The organism is Streptomyces melanosporofaciens, from assembly GCF_900105695.1.
Taxonomy (GTDB): Bacteria; Actinomycetota; Actinomycetes; order Streptomycetales; family Streptomycetaceae; genus Streptomyces; species Streptomyces antimycoticus.
The window spans coordinates 6233324-6250459 of sequence record NZ_FNST01000002.1 but is presented as its reverse complement, the minus strand read 5'-3'; the positions used below and the strand labels follow the sequence as shown (position 1 = coordinate 6250459).

Here is a 17136-nt window from a genome sequence, read left to right as displayed (position 1 = left end):
GTCTGTCAGCCCTTCGATCCACGGTTGCGGCGGCCGCCCCAGCGGGCGGACGGCAGGGTCTTGCCGATGACGACGGTGCGCGCGGGCGCGGGCTCGTCCTGCGCCCGCCCCTTGCGGCCGATCGCCCGCCGGACGCCGTAGCCGAACGCGGCCACCTTGACCAGCGGACCGCCGAAGGCGGCGGAGACGGTCGAGGAGAGCGCGGAGGCGTTGGAGGTGACCTCCTGGACGTCGGAGGCGATCGAATCCACCCGGGCGAGCTGGGTGTTCGCCTCGCGCACGGTCGCGGACGCCTCGCTGAGCAGCGGGACCGCCTGGTCGGTGACCTCCGCCAGCAGCCTGGTGGCCGCCTTGAGCGTCTGGGCCAGCCTCACCAGCGCCAGCGCGAGGAAGGACACCAGGATCGCCCAGAAGACGGCCACGAGGATCCCGGCCACCTCTCCACCGGACACGTCGCACCGCTCCCTGTCGCCGCTCGTCGTCGTTGTTCGTGTTGGTCGTGCTCGTCGTGATCGCTCGTCGTTCGGGTCGTTCGTCGCCCGCCGCTCTCGGGCGGTATCCGGGCGCGGGCGGCAGGTATCGACCTTATCGCGCCACGGACGCGCACCCGAAACGGATAACGGCCGCCGGGCGCGCTCCCGGACCCGCCATCGGACAAGCCCGCGGGTTCCCCGTCGACCGGCGTCGAGGGGAACCCGCGGGCTTGGCTGGGTACTGTGCGCTCCGCTGTATCAGCGGGCGTAGTACTCGACGACGAGCTGTTCGTCGCAGATGACCGGAATCTCCTTGCGGTTGGGGTCCCGGTCGAGGCGGAAGGCGAGCGCCATCAGGTTGACCTGGAGGTAGCGCGGGGTCTCGCCGTCGGGGGCGTAACCACCCTCGCGCGCCACCTGGAAGGGGTGCTTGTCGCGGCTGCGCTCGCGGACCATCACCACGTCGTCCGGGCGGACCCGGAAGGACGGCTTGTCGACCTTGCGGCCGTTGACCTCGATGTGGCCGTGGGTGACCATCTGGCGGGCCTGGTAGATGGTGCGGGCGATGCCCGACCGCAGCACGAGCGCGTCCAGACGGCGCTCGAGCTCGATGACCAGAGCCTCGCCCGTCTTGCCGCCGGCCTTCCGGGCGCGGTCGTAGGCACGCGCCATCTGGCGCTCGCTGATGTCGTACTGGGCGCGCAGGCGCTGCTTCTCCAGCAGCCGGACCTTGTAGTCACTGGTCTGCTTGCGGCCACGGCCGTGCTCGCCCGGCGGGTACGGGCGGGCCTCGAAGTACTTGACGGCCTTCGGGGTCAGAGCAATGCCCAGCGCCCGCGACTTCTTGACCTTGGGACGCGACTGGTTCACGGGGAACGAACCTCCATGTAAGTTAGGTGAGCCTTACCTTAGCCGAGGAGAACGCATGTTTCGACCTGGGATCCCCCTGCCCAGCACTGGTCAGAGCCCCGAGGAGGGTCAGCCGCGTCCCATGGAAGACGCCCTGCGGCCGTCGCCGGCAGAGCGCGTACGTACTCTCGTTGAATCCAAGGCTACGGCTTCGTTGACGATTCCCGGAATCGAGGCCCTGGACGACCTGGGGGCCGATTGTCCGGCCGCCCGGACGGTCGCCCCGGACGGAGATGTGCTGCTGCTGGTCCCCAGCGGCTCCCCCGCCGCCCGGGCCGCCGCACACGCCCAGGACGACGAGCTGACCTGCGTGATGGAGATCACCGACGTCGCCCCCGTCGCCATGCCGCGGCGGATCCGCGGCCGCGCCTGGGTGGCCGGCTGGATCACCCCCGTCCCCTGCGGTGAGCGCACGCGCGCCGCGGCGGCGCTGCTGGCCGAGCGGCATCCGGTGGGCGAGCTGCTCGGCCTCGACCAGGCGCCGCGGCCCCGGCGGTCCGGTGGTCCGGCCGCCGGCGTGGGGCCCGCCGGGAGCGCCGCCTGGACGCTGCTGCGGCTGGAGGTCGGCGAGGCGTGCGTGGACGACCTGTGGGGTGCGGACGGCGTCGAGCCGGACGACTTCACGACCGCCGACCCCGATCCGCTCGTGCGGCACGAGGCCGATCTGCTCCAGCATCTGCACGCCGCCCACGGCGAGCAGGTGCGCGGGCTGTGCGCGCTGCTCGGCGACCGCTCCGATGTGGTCTGCACCCGGGGCGCGGCCACCCCGGTGGCGCTGGACCGCTTCGGCCTGCGGGTGCGCTTCATGGACGCGGCGGACCGGCCGTTCGACGCGCGCTTCGACTTTCCCGAGCCGGTGCGGAACGTGACCGAGCTGCGGTACGCGATGCACGCCCTGTTCGACGCGGCGACGAGCTGAGCCGGTACGCCGGGTGAGCGGGTGGCGCCGCGCGCGGGGCGACCGTTACGACGAGGTCTGAGCCGGACCGTCGGCGGACGGCGGCGGGTCGCCCCGCAGTCGCGCCCGCACCCGCTCCACCACATCCGCGTACCGCGCCTCGGCGCCGTACCGCGTGGGCTCGTAGTACCGCTTGCCGTGGATCTTGTCCGGTGCGTACTGCTGCGCCGCGATCCCGCCCGGCAGATCGTGCGGGTAGAGATAGCCCTGCGCGTGGCCGAGCTTCTTGGCGCCCTGGTAGTGACCGTCGCGCAGATGCGGCGGCACCGGCCCGGCCAGGCCCGCCCGCACATCCGCCAGCGCCGCGCCGATCGCCGTGGTCGCGGCGTTGGACTTGGGCGCGAGCGCCAGGGCGATCGTGGCATGGCTCAGGGTGAGCGCGGCCTCCGGGAAGCCGATCAGGGCGACCGCCTGCGCCGCCGCCACGGCGGTGGGCAGGGCGGTCGGGTCGGCGAGGCCGATGTCCTCGCTGGCCGAGATCATCAGCCGGCGGGCGATGAACCGCGGGTCCTCCCCCGCCTCGATCATCCGGGCCAGATAGTGCAGCGCCGCGTCCACGTCCGAGCCGCGGATGGACTTGATGAGGGCGCTGGCCACGTCGTAGTGCTGGTCGCCCGCGCGGTCGTACTTCACCGCGGCCCGGTCGACCGCCTCCTCCAGCGAGGTGAGGGTGACCTCGGACTCGCCCTTGTCCAGGGCCGCCCCGGCGCCCGCCTCCAGCGCGGTGAGCGCCCGCCGGGCGTCGCCACCAGCTATGCGCAGCAGATGCGCCTCGGCGTCCTCGGGGAGGGTGACCGCTCCGCCGAGCCCGCGCTCGTCGGTGAGCGCGCGCCGCAGCAGCCCGCGCAGATCGTCGTCGGTCAGCGGCTCCAGGGTGAGCAGCAGCGAGCGGGAGAGCAGCGGGGAGATCACGGAGAAGTACGGATTCTCGGTGGTGGCCGCGATCAGCGTCACCCAGCGGTTCTCCACGGCGGGCAGCAGCGAGTCCTGCTGGGCCTTGCTGAAGCGGTGGATCTCGTCGAGGAAGAGGACGGTGTCCCGCCCGTACGCCCCGGAGGAGCGGCGCGCGCCGTCGATGACGGCCCGGACCTCCTTGACCCCCGCGGTGATGGCCGACAGCTCGACGAAGCGCTTCTGGGTGGCCTGGCTGACCACATACGCCAGTGTCGTCTTGCCGATGCCGGGCGGGCCCCAGAGGATCACCGACGACGGCCCGGCCGGACCGCCGCCGCCCTCGCCCACGAGCCGGCGCAGCGGCGATCCGGGGCGCAGCAGATGCTGCTGGCCCACGACCTCGTCGAGGGTGCGCGGACGCATCCGCACGGCCAGCGGGCTGCTGGCCGGATCCTTCTCCTGGCGGTCCTCTGCGGCGGCGGTGAACAGGTCTGGCTCCACGACCGGAAGCCTATGCCACCCCTCTGACAACGCCGCCGGGCTCGGGGTCCAGCCGCCCGGCTCGGGGGGCCAGCCGCCCGGCTCAGCGGCTCACCGCCAGGCTCAGGGTTCGGCAAGGTGCGGGCTTCAGCCCTGAGCGCCCGTCCAGAAGTCCCACCAGCGGGTGAGGATCAGCATTCCGATGACCCCGATCCACATCACCGGGACCACCCAGTGGAACTCCATGAGCCCGCGCCGCAGCCCGTCGGGCGCGGGAAGGTATCCGTGCTTGAGGTTGTGGCCGGTGACGTAGCAGAACATCACGATGGTGGCGACCCAGGCGAGGCAGCACCACAGGCACAGCGAGCCGATGACGTACAGCGACTCGTACTGCAGCCAGGTCACGAAGCCGACGCCGAAGAGCGTGCCCGCGTTGAAGGTCAGCCAGTACCAGCGCGGGAAGCGCGCCCCGGTCAGCAGGGACATGCCCACGCAGATCACGATGCCGTAGGCGACCAGGCCGAGCATCGGGTTCGGGAAGCCGAACGCCTGCGCCTGGTCGCTCTCCATGATGTTGCCGCAGGAGACGACGGGGTTGAGGCTGCAGCCGGGCGTGAAGACCTTACCGTCGGCCTTGTACTCGAGGATCTTGTTCTTGTCGATCGTGATGACCCAGGCGGCGAGGAGCCCGAGCGCACCGGTGATCACGAGCAGAAGGGCGAAGGCGCGGCTGCCCCCCGTCCCGGTCCGCACGCCCTCCCGCGCCTCACCGGACTCCACGTCGTCCATCACTGTCGTCGCCATACTCGCCGTCACTCGCCGTCCGTCGCTCTCCACCGTGTCCAGCCCCGTCGGGCACGGCCATTGTGCCGCACCCGCCCCGCCGTACGGCCCGCTTATCCAGGCCATGCCATGGTGCCCTGTCCTCCGTTCGGAGGACATAAGACGGGCTTCCCGGTCGCCCCCTGTGCGGCGCGGCACCGTCACGCTCATGGATGTGGCAGACGAGGCCATACGGGTGCGCGGACTGCGCGAGCGCTATGGCGCGGTGACCGCGCTGGACGGCGTTGACCTGGGCATCCGGCAGGGTGAGGTGTTCGGCGTCCTGGGGCCCGACGGGGCGGGCAAGAGCACCACGGTGGAGATCCTCCAGGGCCATCGGAGCCGGGACGCGGGGGAGGTCACGGTGCTGGGCCGGGACCCCGCCTCCGGGGGACGGGAACGGCGTTCCCGGATCGGCATCGTTTGGCAGGATGAATCCACCCCGGCCGAGTTGACGGTGCGCGAGTCCGTGCGGCACTTCGCCCGCTACTGCCCGCGCCCGCGCGACCCCGACGAGGTCATCGGCGACGAGGTCATCGGCCTGGTCGGCCTGGAGGCCAAGGCGGGCAGCCGGATCAAGGCGCTGTCGGGCGGCCAGCGGCGCCGGCTGGACGTGGCCCTGGGGGTGATCGGCGATCCGGAGAGCGCCCCCGCCTCTCCGAGCGGGAGACGGCCGTGCTGCGGCTGGTCGCGCAGGGGCGCACCAACGCGGAGACCGGTCGGCGTCTGTTCATCGGCGAATCGACGGTGAAGACCCATCTGCTGCGGGCCTTCGGCAAGTTGGGCGTGGACGACCGCACCGCGGCGGTCACCAGCGCGATGCGGCTGGGGCTGCTGTAGGGGCAGCACAGGCGAAAGCGAAGGGGGCCCGGGGAAATCCCCGGGCCCCCTTCGGGCGTCGCTCAGGCGAGGCGCGAGCGGATTGCCTCGACCACCTCGGCCAGGGGCACCGGCGCCTGTTCGCCGGACTCCATGTCCTTGAGCTGGACCACGTCCTCGGCGAGGTCGCGCTCGCCCGCCACGATGGCGTAGCGCGCACCGCTGCGGTTGGCCGCCTTCATCGCGGCCTTGAGGCCCTTGCCGCCGTAGGCGAAGTCCGTGGCGACTCCCGCCGTGCGGAGCTCGCCGACCACGCCGAAGAGGACCTTCCGGGCCTCCTCCCCCAGCGGCACCGCGAAGACGCTGACGGCATCGGGCAGGTTCAGCTCGATGCCCTCGGCCTCCAGCGCCAGCACCGTACGGTCCACGCCGAGCGCCCAGCCCACCGAGGGCAGCGCCGGGCCGCCGATCATCTCGGACAGCCCGTCGTAGCGGCCGCCGCCGCCGACCGCGGACTGCGAGCCCAGTCCGTCGTGGACGAATTCGAAGGTGGTGCGGGTGTAGTAGTCCAGGCCGCGCACCAGCTTCGCGTCGTCCTCGAAGGTCACGCCCCGCGCGGTGATCAGCTCGCGGACCTCCGCGTGGTACGCCTTGCACTCCTCGCACAGGTAGTCGCGCAGCAGCGGGGCGCCGGTCAGCTGCTCGCGCACCGCCTCGCGCTTGTCGTCCAGCACCCGCAGCGGGTTGATCTCGACGCGCGCCCGGGTGTCCTCGTCCAGGTCGAGGCCGCGCAGGAAGTCCTGGAGGGCGGCCCGGTAGACGGGACGGCAGGTGGCGTCGCCCAGCGAGTTCAGCAGGATGCGGAAGTTCCGCAGCCCCAGCGAGCGGTACGCGTCGTGGGCCAGGATGATCAGCTCGGCGTCCAGGGCCGGGTCCTCGGCGCCGATCGCCTCCGCGCCGACCTGCGAGAAGTGGCGGTAGCGGCCCTTCTGCGGCCGCTCGTAGCGGTAGTACGAGCCCGAGTACCAGAGCTTGACCGGCAGGGATCCGGCCTTGTGCAGATTGGCCTCCAGGGCGGCGCGCAGCACCGAGGCGGTGCCCTCGGGGCGCAGCGCGAGCTCGTCGCCGCCCTTGGTGGTGAGGGTGTACATCTCCTTGGTCACGATGTCGGTGGACTCGCCGACGCCGCGCGCGAAGAGCTCCACGTTCTCGAAACCGGGGGTCTCGATATAGCCGTAGCCGGAGCGCTTGAGCGGTGCGGCGATCGCCTCACGCACCGCCAGGTACGCCGCGGAGGCCGGCGGGATCAGGTCATACGTGCCCCGGGGGGCTTTGAAGGTGCTCAACGGAAGTCTCTCGTCACATTCCTCGTCGCGGAGCCGGGCGCTGCGCGCCGTCTCCCAGGCCGGCGGCCACCTCGCGCAGATACGGGTTGGTGGCTCGCTCACGGCCGATGCTGGTCTGGGGGCCATGGCCGGACAGCACCACGGTCGAGTCGTCGAGCGGCAGGACCACACGGGCCAGCGACTCGAGTATCTCGGCGTGATCGCCGCCGGGCAGATCGGTGCGTCCGATGGAGCCGGCGAAGAGCAGATCGCCCGAGAAGAAGACGGACGGGACGTCCGCCTGCTCGGGCATCCGGAAGGTCACCGACCCCTTGGTATGGCCCGGGGCGTGCGCGACGGTGAGCTCGAGACCGGCCAGCCGCAGCTCGGCGCCGTCGGCCAGCTCCTTGACGTCGTCCGGCTCGCCCACGGTGAGTTCGCCCATCAGCGGCATGCCGATGGAGCGTCCGAAGGCCTTCTCGGGGTCGCTCATCATGAAGCGGTCGGACGGGTGGATCCAGGCCGGTACGTCATGCGCGCCGCAGACCGGGACGACCGAGGCGACATGGTCGATATGGCCGTGGGTGAGGACGACGGCGACGGGCTTGAGCCGGTGCTTGGCGACCGCCTCCTCGACGCCTTGGGCCGCCTGATGGCCCGGGTCGATGATCACGCACTCCTCACCGGCGGCGGGGGCGACCAGATAGCAATTGGTCCCCCAGGCCCCGGCGGGGAACCCGGCAATGAGCACGATCGTCCTTAGAAGTCGTCCGGTGGAAGATTGTCGGCGGCTTCAGAGCCTACCGGCGGCGCCCCCACCACAGCGAACCCGTATACGGTACGGCCGAGCCCTCACGCACAACAGCAGGACACTGACGGCACACGCCTTGAGGAGACGACCCGGTGGTCAGTAACGAGCAGCGGCGGCGGCAACTCGCCCGGGAGAAGTACCTTCGCCAGCAGCAGCGGCGCGAATCCGCCCGGCACAAGACGCGCCAGCGCAATGTCGTGATCGCCGCCGTACTGGCCGTGGTCCTGGCCGGTGGCGGTGCCATCGCGGCCACGGGCGCGCTGTCCGGGAGCGACAAGGACAAGACGAAGGACGACGCCGCCGCGTCCGGCACCCCCTCGGCCGCCCCCACCAGCAAGGCGCCGGACCCCTGTGCCAAGGAGGCGAAGGCGGTCGCGGACAAGAAGCCGAAGAAGCTGTCGTGGAAGAAGGAGCCGGCGCTCACGGTCGACAAGTCGGCCTCCTACACGATGAAGCTGGAGACGACCTGCGGGGACATCTCCGTGGCCATGGACGCCGGGAAGGCGCCGCACACGGTCAACTCCTTCGGCTTCCTGGCCGGCAAGGGGTACTTCGACCACACCAAGTGCCACCGGCTGGTGAATTCGGGGATCTTCGTGCTGCAGTGCGGTGACCCGCAGGGCACCGGCGCCGGCGGCCCCGGCTACACCCTGCCGGACGAGAACCTGAAGGACCCCTCGATCAAGGGCGGCAAGTACCCGGCCGGGACCGTCGCCATGGCCAACCAGTACAACCCGCAGACCAAGCAGGGCAAGAACACCGGCGGCAGCCAGTTCTTCCTGGTCTACAAGGAGAGCGAGCTCCCGCCGTACTACACGCCCTTCGGCACCGTGGACAAGGCCGGGATGAAGGTCCTGAAGAAGATCGCCGACGCCGGGGCGGGAGCCCCGGACCAGACGATGAACACCGCCCCCAACGCCAGCGTCGTGATCAACAAGGCGACGGTCGGCAAGTCCTGAGGTCGCCGACGCGCGTACTGCGAAATTTCGGTCGCGCAGGATACGGACAGCCGGGGCACCGGTCGCCTATGTTGGCGTTGTGTAGGGTGCCTGCCCCGGAGGCCGCCGCCCTGCCGTGAGACCGGCCAGGGCGCATCCCGGCCGGAAGAAACTGTGGACGATGCCGGCGGGCCGCGCGCCCGCCCCGGCATCATGTGGAGGAGGCGCTGTGAGCAGCGAGCCTTGGGGCCGCGTCGACGAGGCGGGGACCGTATACGTGCGGACGGCCGACGGTGAGCAGGTCGTCGGATCGTGGCAGGCGGGATCGCCGGAAGAGGCCCTCGCCTACTTCGAGCGCAAGTACGACGGTCTGGTCGTCGAGATCGGTCTCCTCGAGCGCCGGGTCAAGACCACCGATCTGTCGGCCAAGGACGCGACGGCGGCCATCGACCACATCCGGCACCAGGTCGACGAGCATCACGTGGTCGGCGATCTGGACGCGTTGAGGAAGCGGCTCGACAAGCTCGCCGGGGACGTCGAGGCCCGCCGCGAGCAGCGCAAGGCGGCCAAGGCGGTCCAGGCCGACGAGGCCCGCAGGGCCAAGGAGGACCTGGTCGCCGAGGCCGAGCAGCTGGCCGCCAGCGAGCAGTGGCGGGCGGCCGGGGAGCGGCTGCGCGCCCTGGTGGACACCTGGAAGGGCCTGCCGCGCCTGGACCGCAAGACGGACGACGAGCTGTGGCACCGCTTCTCGCACGCCCGCTCGGCGTTCTCCAAGCGCCGCAAGGCGCATTTCGCGGCCCTGGACGCACAGCGCGAGGAGGCCCGTCAGACCAAGGAGAAGCTGGTCGCCGAGGCCGAGGCGCTCTCCGGCTCCACCGACTGGGGTCCGACCGCGGCCCGGTACCGGGAGCTGATGGCGGACTGGAAGGCCGCGGGCCGTGCGCAGCGCGAGGCGGAGGAGGACCTGTGGAACCGCTTCCGCGGTGCGCAGGACATCTTCTTCCAGGGGCGCAGCGAGGTCTTCGCGGAGCGCGACGCCGAGCAGCGGGAGAATCTCACGCGTAAGGAGGAGCTCGTCGTCGAGGCCGAGAAGCTGCTGCCGATCTCGGACCTGAAGGCGGCCCGCGCGGCCTTCCGGTCGGTCAACGAGCGGTGGGAGGCCATCGGCCATGTGCCGAGGGACGCCCGGGCCCGGATCGAGGGCCGGATCCACGCGGTGGAGCGCGCCATCCAGGAGGCCGAGGAGGCGGAGTGGCGGCGGACCAACCCCGAGGCGCGGGCGCGCGCCCAGGGGCTCACCGGCCAGCTGCAGGACGCCGTCGACAAGCTGCGTACCCAGATCGACGCGGCCCGCGCGGCGGGGAACAACGCGAAGGCCGACAAGCTCTCCAAGGAGCTCGAGGGCCGGCAGGCGCTGCTGGACCAGGCGCTGAAGGGTCTGCAGGAGTTCGGCGGCTGATGTCGATCCGCTGATCCGGCCGATACGACGGCGGCGGCCCCCGGTGCGAAGGCACCGGGGGCCGCCGCCGTGTGGTCAGTTGTTCAGCGGGCGCGGGCCGAGGTGACTCGGTAGACGTCGTAGACGCCCTCGACGCCCCGTACGGCCTTCAGGACATGGCCCAGGTGCTTGGGGTCGCCCATCTCGAAGGTGAAGCGCGAGGTGGCCACCCGGTCGCGGGAGGTCTGCACGGCCGCCGAGAGGATGTTGACGTGCTGGTCGGACAGCACGCGGGTGACGTCCGACAGCAGCCGGGACCGGTCCAGCGCCTCGACCTGGATGGCGACCAGGAAGACCGACGACTGGGTGGGTGCCCATTCGACGTCGAGGATGCGCTCGGGCTGCTGGGAGAGCGAATCCACGTTGACACAGTCGGCGCGGTGCACGGAGACGCCGCTGCCGCGGGTGACAAAGCCGATGATGGGGTCGCCCGGGACCGGCGTACAGCAGCGGGCCAGCTTGACCCACACATCCTCGACGCCCTTGACCACGACGCCCGGATCGGCGCTGGAGCGGCGCTTGGTGCGTCGGATGGGCGGGGCGGTCTCGGCGATGTCCTCGTTGGCCGCCTCCTCGCCGCCGAGCGCCTGGACCAGCTTTTGCACCACGTTCTGCGCGGAGACATGGCCCTCGCCGATGGCGGCGTAGAGCGCGGAGATGTCGGGGTAGCGCATCTCATGGGCGAGGGTGACCAGCGAGTCCCCGGTCAGGATCCGCTGGATGGGCAGGTTCTGCTTGCGCATCGCCCGGACGATCGCGTCCTTGCCCTGTTCGATGGCCTCGTCGCGGCGCTCCTTGGAGAACCAGGCGCGGATCTTGTTACGGGCGCGGGGCGACTTGACGAAGCCCAGCCAGTCGCGGGACGGTCCGGCGCCGGCCGCCTTGGAGGTGAAGACCTCCACCAGATCGCCGTTGTCGAGGGTGGACTCCAGCGGCACCAGCCGCCCGTTGACCCGCGCCCCGATGGTGCGGTGGCCGACCTCGGTGTGCACGGCGTAGGCGAAGTCGACCGGGGTGGCCCCGGCCGGAAGCGCTATGACATCGCCCTTGGGCGTGAAGACGAAGACCTCGTTGCGGGAGAGATCGAAGCGCAGGGACTCCAGGAACTCGCCCGGGTCCTCGGTCTCCTTCTGCCAGTCCAGGAGCTGCCGCAGCCACGCCATGTCGTTGATGGCGTCGTCCTTGCCCGCCTTACGGGGCACATCGGTGCGCACCTTGGAGGCGCCGGCCACCGCTTCCTGCTTGTACTTCCAGTGCGCGGCGATGCCGTACTCGGCGCGGCGGTGCATGTCGAAGGTGCGGATCTGCAGCTCGACCGGTTTGCCGCTGGGCCCGATGACCGTCGTGTGCAGCGACTGGTACATGTTGAACTTGGGCATCGCGATGTAGTCCTTGAACCGCCCGGGCACCGGGTTCCACCGCGCGTGGATGGTCCCGAGCGCCGCGTAGCAGTCGCGGACGGTGTCGACGAGCACCCGGATGCCCACCAGGTCGTAGATCTCGGCGAAGTCACGGCCGCGCACGATCATCTTCTGGTAGACGGAGTAGTAGTGCTTCGGCCGGCCGGTGACGGTCGCCTTGATCCGCGCCGCTCGCAGATCGCCCTGGACCTGGTCGGTGACGACGGCCAGGTACTCGTCGCGCTTGGGGGCCCGCTCGGCGACCAGCCGCACGATCTCGTCGTACATCTTGGGGTAGAGGATCGCGAAGGCGAGGTCCTCCAGCTCCCATTTGATGGTGTTCATGCCCAGGCGGTGGGCGAGCGGGGCGTAGATCTCGAGGGTCTCGCGGGCCTTCTTCTCCTGCTTCTCCCGCTTGAGGTAGCGCATGGTGCGCATGTTGTGCAGCCGGTCGGCCAGCTTGATGACCAGCACCCGGGGGTCCCGGGCCATGGCGACGACCATCTTGCGCACGGTCTCGGCCTGGGCCGCCTCGCCGAACTTGACCTTGTCCAGCTTGGTGACGCCGTCGACGAGCAGCGCGACCTGGTCGCCGAAGTCCCGGCGCAGGGTGTCCAGGCCGTACTCGGTGTCCTCGACGGTGTCATGCAGCAGCCCAGCCATCAAAGTGGCCGGATCCATACCCAGCTCGGCCAGGATCGTGGTCACCGCGAGGGGTGGGTGATGTACGGATCGCCGCTCTTGCGCTTCTGGCCGCGGTGCCAGCGCTCGGCCACCTGGTACGCGCGCTCGATCTGGCGCAGCGTCGAGGCTTCCGCCTTGGGGTCGTTGGCACGCACGATCCGCAGCAGCGGCTCCAGCACCGGGTTGTACGGGCTGGAGCGCTGGACGCCCAGGCGCGCCAGGCGGGCCCGGACGCGGTTGGACGAGCCGGAGCGGGGCGCGGGGCTCTGTACGGGGCGCGCGGGGGGCGTGGTGGCGGGCAGGTTGCTGGAGCGGCCCGTGGGGGGCTTCGGGCTCGTCTGCTCGGGGCCGCGCCGGACCGGGCTGTCGCCGCTGTTCTTGGGCACGCCGGAGGCCGCCGTCGGTTCGGCGGCGGTGGGCGCGTCCGGCTGTGCGGAGGGGGTTCCGCCCGGACGGACTTTGGGCGAGAGCGGCTGGGCCTCGTCTGGCAAGAGCACTCCTCAAGCGGTCCGGACCTCGAAAGGTCAGGCTGCCATGGTATCGATCCCGCCACTCCGCTTGCCTGCCGACCGCCAAGCCGGGCATGACGGGGGCATGTGGCGGCATGACGGAGGGCGGGGACCGGCGGTGCGCGGTCCCCGCCCTCCGGCGGTCTCTCGGCCCGGTGCGCGGGTCCGTGATCCGGCTCAGACCGTGATCAGGGCCTCCAGCGGGGCGCTGTCGAGCGCGGCCAGCAGACGGCCGCGGCCGTCGAGGAAGCCGAGCTCCAGCAGCACGGCGACTCCGGCGATCTGGGCGCCGGCCCGCCGGATGAGCCGCAGGGACGCCTCGGCGGTGCCGCCGGTGGCCAGTACGTCGTCGATCACCAGGACCCGGTCGCCGGGCTCCAGCGCGTCGGCGTGTATCTCGATCTCGGCGGTGCCGTACTCCAGCTCGTACGCCTGGCCGAGGGTCGCCCCGGGGAGCTTGCCGGCCTTGCGGACCGGTACGAAGCCGATTCCGGCGCGGACGGCGGCCGGGGCGGCGAGGATGAAGCCGCGGGCCTCCAGGCCCACCACCTTGTCCGCCCGGTGCCGGACGCACAGCTCGGCGAGCGCCTCGGTGAGCGCGCCGAAGGCGGCGGCGTCGGCGAGCAGCGGGGTGATGTCCTTGAACATCACGCCCGGCTTGGGGTAGTCCGGCACGTCCTGGATCCGGCTGAGGAGCAGCGTGCGCAGCTCCTCGGCGGCGGCCGCGCCGGATCCGTCGGGCCTGCCGTCGGGACTCTCCGCCGCGGTCTTCGTCGTCTCGGTCATCGTCGGGCTCCCCCGCTCATCGCCGCTTGCCGGACGGCCGGCCGCGCCCCCGGTTACGGGAGGCGGGCTGGCGGCGCTGGCCGACGACCCCGGAGGGGACCGCGGCGGCGTCCTCCAGGTCGGGGGCCTCCTCCTCGTCGGACGCCGAGTCGGCGGCCTCGGCCTTGGCGGACGCGGCGCGCTTGGCCTTGACCCGCTTGGCGAGCGCCTTCATCTTCGGGTCGCGCTCCTTCAGATCGGCGACCAGCGGGGTCGCGATGAAGATCGAGGAGTACGCACCGGCGGCGAGGCCGACGAAGAGCGCCAGGGAGATGTCGTTGAGCATGCCGGCGCCGAGCAGACCACCGCCGATGAACAGCAGCGCGCCGACCGGCAGCAGCGCCACGATCGTGGTGTTGATGGACCGCACCAGGGTCGAGTTGAGGCTGCGGTTGGCGATTTCGCTGTAGGTGAAGCGGGTCTGCTTGGTGAGGTCCTTCGACGCTTCCTTGAGACCGTCGAAGACCACGACGGTGTCGTAGAGCGAATAACCGAGGATCGTCAGCAGACCGATCACGGTGCCCGGCGTGACCTCGAAGCCGACCAGCGCGTAGACACCGACGGTGATGGTGAGGTCGTGGATCAGGGCGATCAGGGCGGCCAGCGCCATCCGCCATTCGAAGGCGATGGCGAGATAGATCACCACCAGCACCATGAAGATCGCCAGACCCTGCCATGCCTTGCTGGCGATCTGCTCGCCCCAGCTCGGGCCGACGAGCTGAGTGTCGATCTTGCCGGTCTCGACGCCCAGCTCCTTGGCGAGGTTCTCCTGGACCGGCAGGGCCTCCTTGGTGCCCAGCTCGCTGATCTGGATCCGCAGGCCGCCCCGGCCGAGCTCCTGGACCACGACGGTGTGGCCGCCGGACGCGTCCTCCGCCGTCTGGCGCAGGTCGGAGGCCGAGACCTTGGTGTTCGGGGTGGTGAAGACCGCGCCGCCGGAGAACTCGATGCCCATGTTCAGGCCGCGCACCGCCAGGCCCACGATGGCCGTGATGGTGATCAGTATCGAGATGCCGTACCAGATCTTCCGCTTGCCGACGAAGTCGTAGCCGACCTCGCCTCGGTAGAGCCTGGCGCCGAGAGTGCCGAGTCGCGACATCTCACGCCTCCTTCGTGTCGGCGGGGCCGGGGGCGGCGGGACGGCGACGGCGCAGTGGCGGCGTGACCCCGAGGCGCTTGGGGTCCAGTCCGGACCACGAATGGCCGTTCCCGAAGAACGGGCGGCGGGCGAGGATCGTCATCAGCGGCTTGGTGAAGAGGAACACCACGGCGACGTCGAGCAGTGTGGTGAGCCCCAGGGTGAAGGCGAAGCCCTGCACCTTGCCGACGGTGACGATGTAGAGCACCGCGGCGGCCAGGAACGACACGAAGTCCGACACCAGAATGGTGCGCCGGGCCCGCGGCCAGCCGCGCTCGACGGCGGGGCGCAGCGAGCGGCCCTCGCGGATCTCGTCGCGGATCCGTTCGAAGTAGACGATGAACGAGTCGGCGGTGATACCGATGGCCACGATCGCACCGCAGACCGCCGGCAGGTTCAGCGCGAAGCCGATACCCGGGCCGAGCAGCACCATGATCGTGTACGTCAGGATCGCGGAGACGCCGAGGCTGGCCATGGCCACGAGGGCGAGACCGCGGTAGTAGACGACCAGGTAGATCACGACGAGCGCGAGGCCGATGGCACCGGCGACCAGACCGGCGTCCAGCTGCTCACCGCCGAGCGCGGCGGAGACGGTGGTCTCGTCCGCGATGTCGAAGGACAGCGGGAGCGCACCGTAGGACAGCACGTTGGCCAGGTCCTCGGAGCTCTGCTGGGTGAAGCCGCCGGAGATGGTGGCCCGGCCGCCGGTGATGGCGCCCTGGGTGACCTCGGGGTCGGAGACGACCTCGCCGTCCAGAACGATCGCGAAGCGGTTCTGCGGGGACTGCTTGGTGGTGAGCTCGCCGGTGGTCTTGGCGAACTTCTTGGAGCCCTTGCTGTTGAAGTCGAGCTGGACGATCCAGCCCGCTCCGTTCTGGCTCTCGAAGACCGCGGAGGCGTCGTCCACGTCGGTGCCCTCGACCTCGGAGGGGCCGAGGACGAACTTGGCGTCGCCCTTCTCGCTGCAGGCCAGCACGGGGTCGCTCGGCTTGGCGTTGGCCGCCTTGTCGGCGGCCGCGGCGCGTGCGGCCGGCTTGGTGCAGTCCAGGGCCGCGAACTGCTTGGCCAGGTCCTCCTGGCTGGTGGAGCCCTTGGGGCTCTTGGACGGGTCGGGCTTCGGGGTGTTCGACGGCGAGGGGGTCTCGCCGGGCTTCTTGTCGGCCTTCAGGCCCTCGGAGAGGGCCCGCCCCTGGGTGCTGGGGCTGGCGGAGGAGGACGAGGAAGCCGACGAGGAGGCCGAGGGTGTGCCGGACGGCTTGCCGCCCTTGTCGTCGCCCTTGTCATTGCCCTTGCCGCTGGCGCTGCCGGACGGGCTGGGGGTGGAGCTGGGCTGATCGGGGGTCTTCTGGCCGCTGGTGGTCGTGGTCACCGGCCGGAAGTAGAGCTGGGCGGTGGTGCCGACCTGCTGCCGGGCCTGCTTCGCGTTCGTCCCCTTGGGGATGTTCACGATGATGTGCTTCTCGCCCTGCGTCTGGACCTCGGCCTCGGACACACCCAGACCGTTGACCCGCCGCTCGATGATGCCCACGGCGGTGTTCATGTTGTCCGTGTTGATCGCGTTGGGCTTGCCCGGTTGGTTCTTGGCCTCCAGCGTGAAGCTGGTGCCGCCCGCGAGATCGATACCCAGTCGCGGCGTGGTGTGACCGGAGACGAACATGCCTCCGGTCAGCGCCACGATGGCGATCAGGATGACGGCCAAGGCGCGCCCGGGCCTGCCCTGTGACCCGGAGGACCTGCGGCCCTTCTTCGGTGCTGCCACCTTCTCGTATCTCCCTGTCCAACCGCCCCGCATCGGGTGTGCGCGGAGCGGCCACGAAGTCTTGTGGGGACGAGCCCACGCCGGAGCCTAGACCGTTCAGGGAACCGCGGCGCACCAAACGGGGGCGCGCCGCGGTTTCCCGGATGTCGGACTTACTTCGCGTCGGTGCCGCCGTCCCGCTTCTCGTCCTCGGAGGTGCCCGCCGCGGCGGCGTCGTCCTTGCCGAGGTCGATCTTCTTGACGTCCGTCTTCCCGGCCTTCTCCTCCGCCTCGTCGGCCGCGTCGGCCTTGTCGGCGGAGGAGTCGCCATCACCGGCGTCGGCGGCCTCGGTCAGCGAGGAGGCGTCGTCGGGAACGACAGGGGTGTCGGCGGCGTCGGCGTCCTCGTCGGGGTCGATGCCGTGCACGATGCGGTTGTACTCGGCGTCGTCCAGGACGGCTCCCACCGCGTTCTTCGCGTAGATCGCGTGCACGCCGGGGGCCACCTCGAGGAGGACCGTGTCGTCGTGGACCTCCTTGACCGTCGCGTACATGCCGCCAATGGTCCGCACGCCGGTGCCCGGGTGCATGTCATTGCGCATCTGCTGGGCCTGGCGCTGCTTGTTCTTGGCCGATCGCGTCATCAGGAACATGGCCCCGATAAGCACGATGAACGGCAGGAGAGTCACGATATTCACGGGACGGAAATTCCTTCACACGACCGCGGGGAGCGGCCTGGTCTACGGGGGTGGGTACACCGCACGGTGAGCGGACGGCATACGGACGGCATCGGCGGAGTCTAAGCGAGCCCACGCCAATGGAACAACGCCCGGCGCGGTACCGGGGTTCCTGACCCCGCCATTATTGGTCCTCTACGCCATGATGCCGGGTAAGCGCGCGCTTATGCCTCGGGAT

The 17136-nt window shown here is 70.8% G+C and carries 13 protein-coding genes and 3 pseudogenes; 5 read left to right on the top strand and 11 right to left on the bottom strand.

What is annotated here, in order from left to right; translation table 11 throughout:
* Positions 1 to 5: 5 nt before the first annotated feature.
* Positions 6 to 452 carry a DUF948 domain-containing protein gene (locus tag BLV72_RS30000; protein WP_093466154.1) on the bottom strand — a complete coding sequence of 149 codons (447 nt, stop codon included), beginning with the start codon at positions 450 to 452 and terminating at the stop codon, positions 6 to 8.
* A 279-nt stretch (positions 453 to 731) separates the two neighbouring features.
* On the bottom strand, positions 732 to 1343 hold the full coding sequence (gene rpsD, locus BLV72_RS29995; RefSeq protein WP_059146792.1) for a 30S ribosomal protein S4: 612 nt from the start codon (positions 1341 to 1343) through the stop codon (positions 732 to 734).
* A 55-nt stretch (positions 1344 to 1398) separates the two neighbouring features.
* Between rpsD and BLV72_RS29990 the strand changes: the two genes are divergently transcribed.
* Positions 1399 to 2301 (top strand): DUF2470 domain-containing protein, encoded by a 903-nt coding sequence (locus BLV72_RS29990; protein ID WP_093466153.1) that lies wholly within the window; start codon positions 1399 to 1401, stop codon positions 2299 to 2301.
* Between the two features lie 45 nt (positions 2302 to 2346).
* Here the strand turns inward: BLV72_RS29990 and BLV72_RS29985 are convergent, their stop codons facing one another.
* Both BLV72_RS29985 and BLV72_RS29980 read right to left on the bottom strand, forming a co-directional pair.
* On the bottom strand, positions 2347 to 3735 hold the full coding sequence (locus tag BLV72_RS29985; RefSeq protein ID WP_093466151.1) for a replication-associated recombination protein A: 1389 nt from the start codon (positions 3733 to 3735) through the stop codon (positions 2347 to 2349).
* A gap of 126 nt (positions 3736 to 3861) precedes the next feature.
* Entirely contained in the window at positions 3862 to 4518 is a 657-nt protein-coding gene (locus BLV72_RS29980; RefSeq protein WP_093466150.1) for a vitamin K epoxide reductase family protein, read from the bottom strand.
* A gap of 187 nt (positions 4519 to 4705) precedes the next feature.
* Here BLV72_RS29980 and BLV72_RS29975 point away from each other — a divergent pair.
* Together BLV72_RS29975 and BLV72_RS29970 are read left to right on the top strand one after the other, a co-directional pair.
* Positions 4706 to 5179, top strand: a pseudogene (locus tag BLV72_RS29975) (ATP-binding cassette domain-containing protein); the annotation flags it as partial.
* Positions 5167 to 5376: pseudogene (locus BLV72_RS29970) on the top strand (response regulator transcription factor); the annotation flags it as partial. The pseudogenes BLV72_RS29975 and BLV72_RS29970, both read left to right, overlap by 13 nt.
* A 62-nt stretch (positions 5377 to 5438) precedes the next feature.
* Here the strand turns inward: BLV72_RS29970 and hisS are convergent.
* On the bottom strand, positions 5439 to 6701 hold the full coding sequence (gene hisS, locus BLV72_RS29965; protein ID WP_093466148.1) for a histidine--tRNA ligase: 1263 nt from the start codon (positions 6699 to 6701) through the stop codon (positions 5439 to 5441).
* 13 nt (positions 6702 to 6714) lie between these two features.
* The gene (locus BLV72_RS29960) at positions 6715 to 7431 is read right to left on the bottom strand and encodes an MBL fold metallo-hydrolase (RefSeq protein WP_093466147.1); all 717 of its coding nucleotides are present in this window, start codon (positions 7429 to 7431) and stop codon (positions 6715 to 6717) included.
* Between the two features lie 152 nt (positions 7432 to 7583).
* Here BLV72_RS29960 and BLV72_RS29955 point away from each other — a divergent pair, with 152 nt between their 5' ends.
* Together BLV72_RS29955 and BLV72_RS29950 are read left to right on the top strand one after the other, a co-directional pair.
* Positions 7584 to 8450, top strand: coding sequence for a peptidylprolyl isomerase (locus tag BLV72_RS29955; protein WP_093466145.1), 867 nt, complete (start codon positions 7584 to 7586; stop codon positions 8448 to 8450).
* Positions 8451 to 8658: 208 nt separating this feature from the next.
* A complete protein-coding gene (locus BLV72_RS29950) occupies positions 8659 to 9888 on the top strand; it encodes a DUF349 domain-containing protein (RefSeq protein ID WP_093466144.1) in 1230 nt (409 codons plus the stop codon).
* Positions 9889 to 9971: 83 nt separating this feature from the next.
* Here the strand turns inward: BLV72_RS29950 and BLV72_RS29945 are convergent.
* The 5 genes and pseudogenes from BLV72_RS29945 to yajC form a co-directional block, all read right to left on the bottom strand.
* Positions 9972 to 12502 (bottom strand): annotated as a pseudogene (locus BLV72_RS29945) (RelA/SpoT family protein).
* Positions 12503 to 12697: 195 nt separating this feature from the next.
* Positions 12698 to 13306, bottom strand: coding sequence for an adenine phosphoribosyltransferase (locus tag BLV72_RS29940; RefSeq protein ID WP_280143019.1), 609 nt, complete (start codon positions 13304 to 13306; stop codon positions 12698 to 12700).
* Positions 13307 to 13322: 16 nt separating this feature from the next.
* Entirely contained in the window at positions 13323 to 14444 is a 1122-nt protein-coding gene (secF, locus tag BLV72_RS29935) for a protein translocase subunit SecF (RefSeq protein ID WP_093466142.1), read from the bottom strand.
* A 1-nt stretch (position 14445) separates the two neighbouring features.
* Complete coding sequence (secD, locus tag BLV72_RS29930) at positions 14446 to 16242, bottom strand: protein translocase subunit SecD (protein ID WP_093466141.1); 1797 nt, start codon at positions 16240 to 16242, stop codon at positions 14446 to 14448.
* 152 nt (positions 16243 to 16394) lie between these two features.
* On the bottom strand, positions 16395 to 16919 hold the full coding sequence (gene yajC, locus BLV72_RS29925) for a preprotein translocase subunit YajC (protein WP_093466139.1): 525 nt from the start codon (positions 16917 to 16919) through the stop codon (positions 16395 to 16397).
* Between the last annotated feature and the right edge of the window lie 217 nt (positions 16920 to 17136).

What these genes read in the sequence shown, in the direction of transcription:
- secF (WP_093466142.1), bottom strand. Translation starts at nt 14,444, where the DNA reads ATGTCGCGACTCGGCACTCTCGGCGCCAGGCTCTACCGAGGCGAGGTC.
- BLV72_RS29990 (WP_093466153.1), top strand. Translation starts at nt 1,399, where the DNA reads ATGTTTCGACCTGGGATCCCCCTGCCCAGCACTGGTCAGAGCCCCGAG.
- BLV72_RS29980 (WP_093466150.1), bottom strand. Translation starts at nt 4,518, where the DNA reads ATGGCGACGACAGTGATGGACGACGTGGAGTCCGGTGAGGCGCGGGAG.
- BLV72_RS29940 (WP_280143019.1), bottom strand. Translation starts at nt 13,306, where the DNA reads ATGACCGAGACGACGAAGACCGCGGCGGAGAGTCCCGACGGCAGGCCC.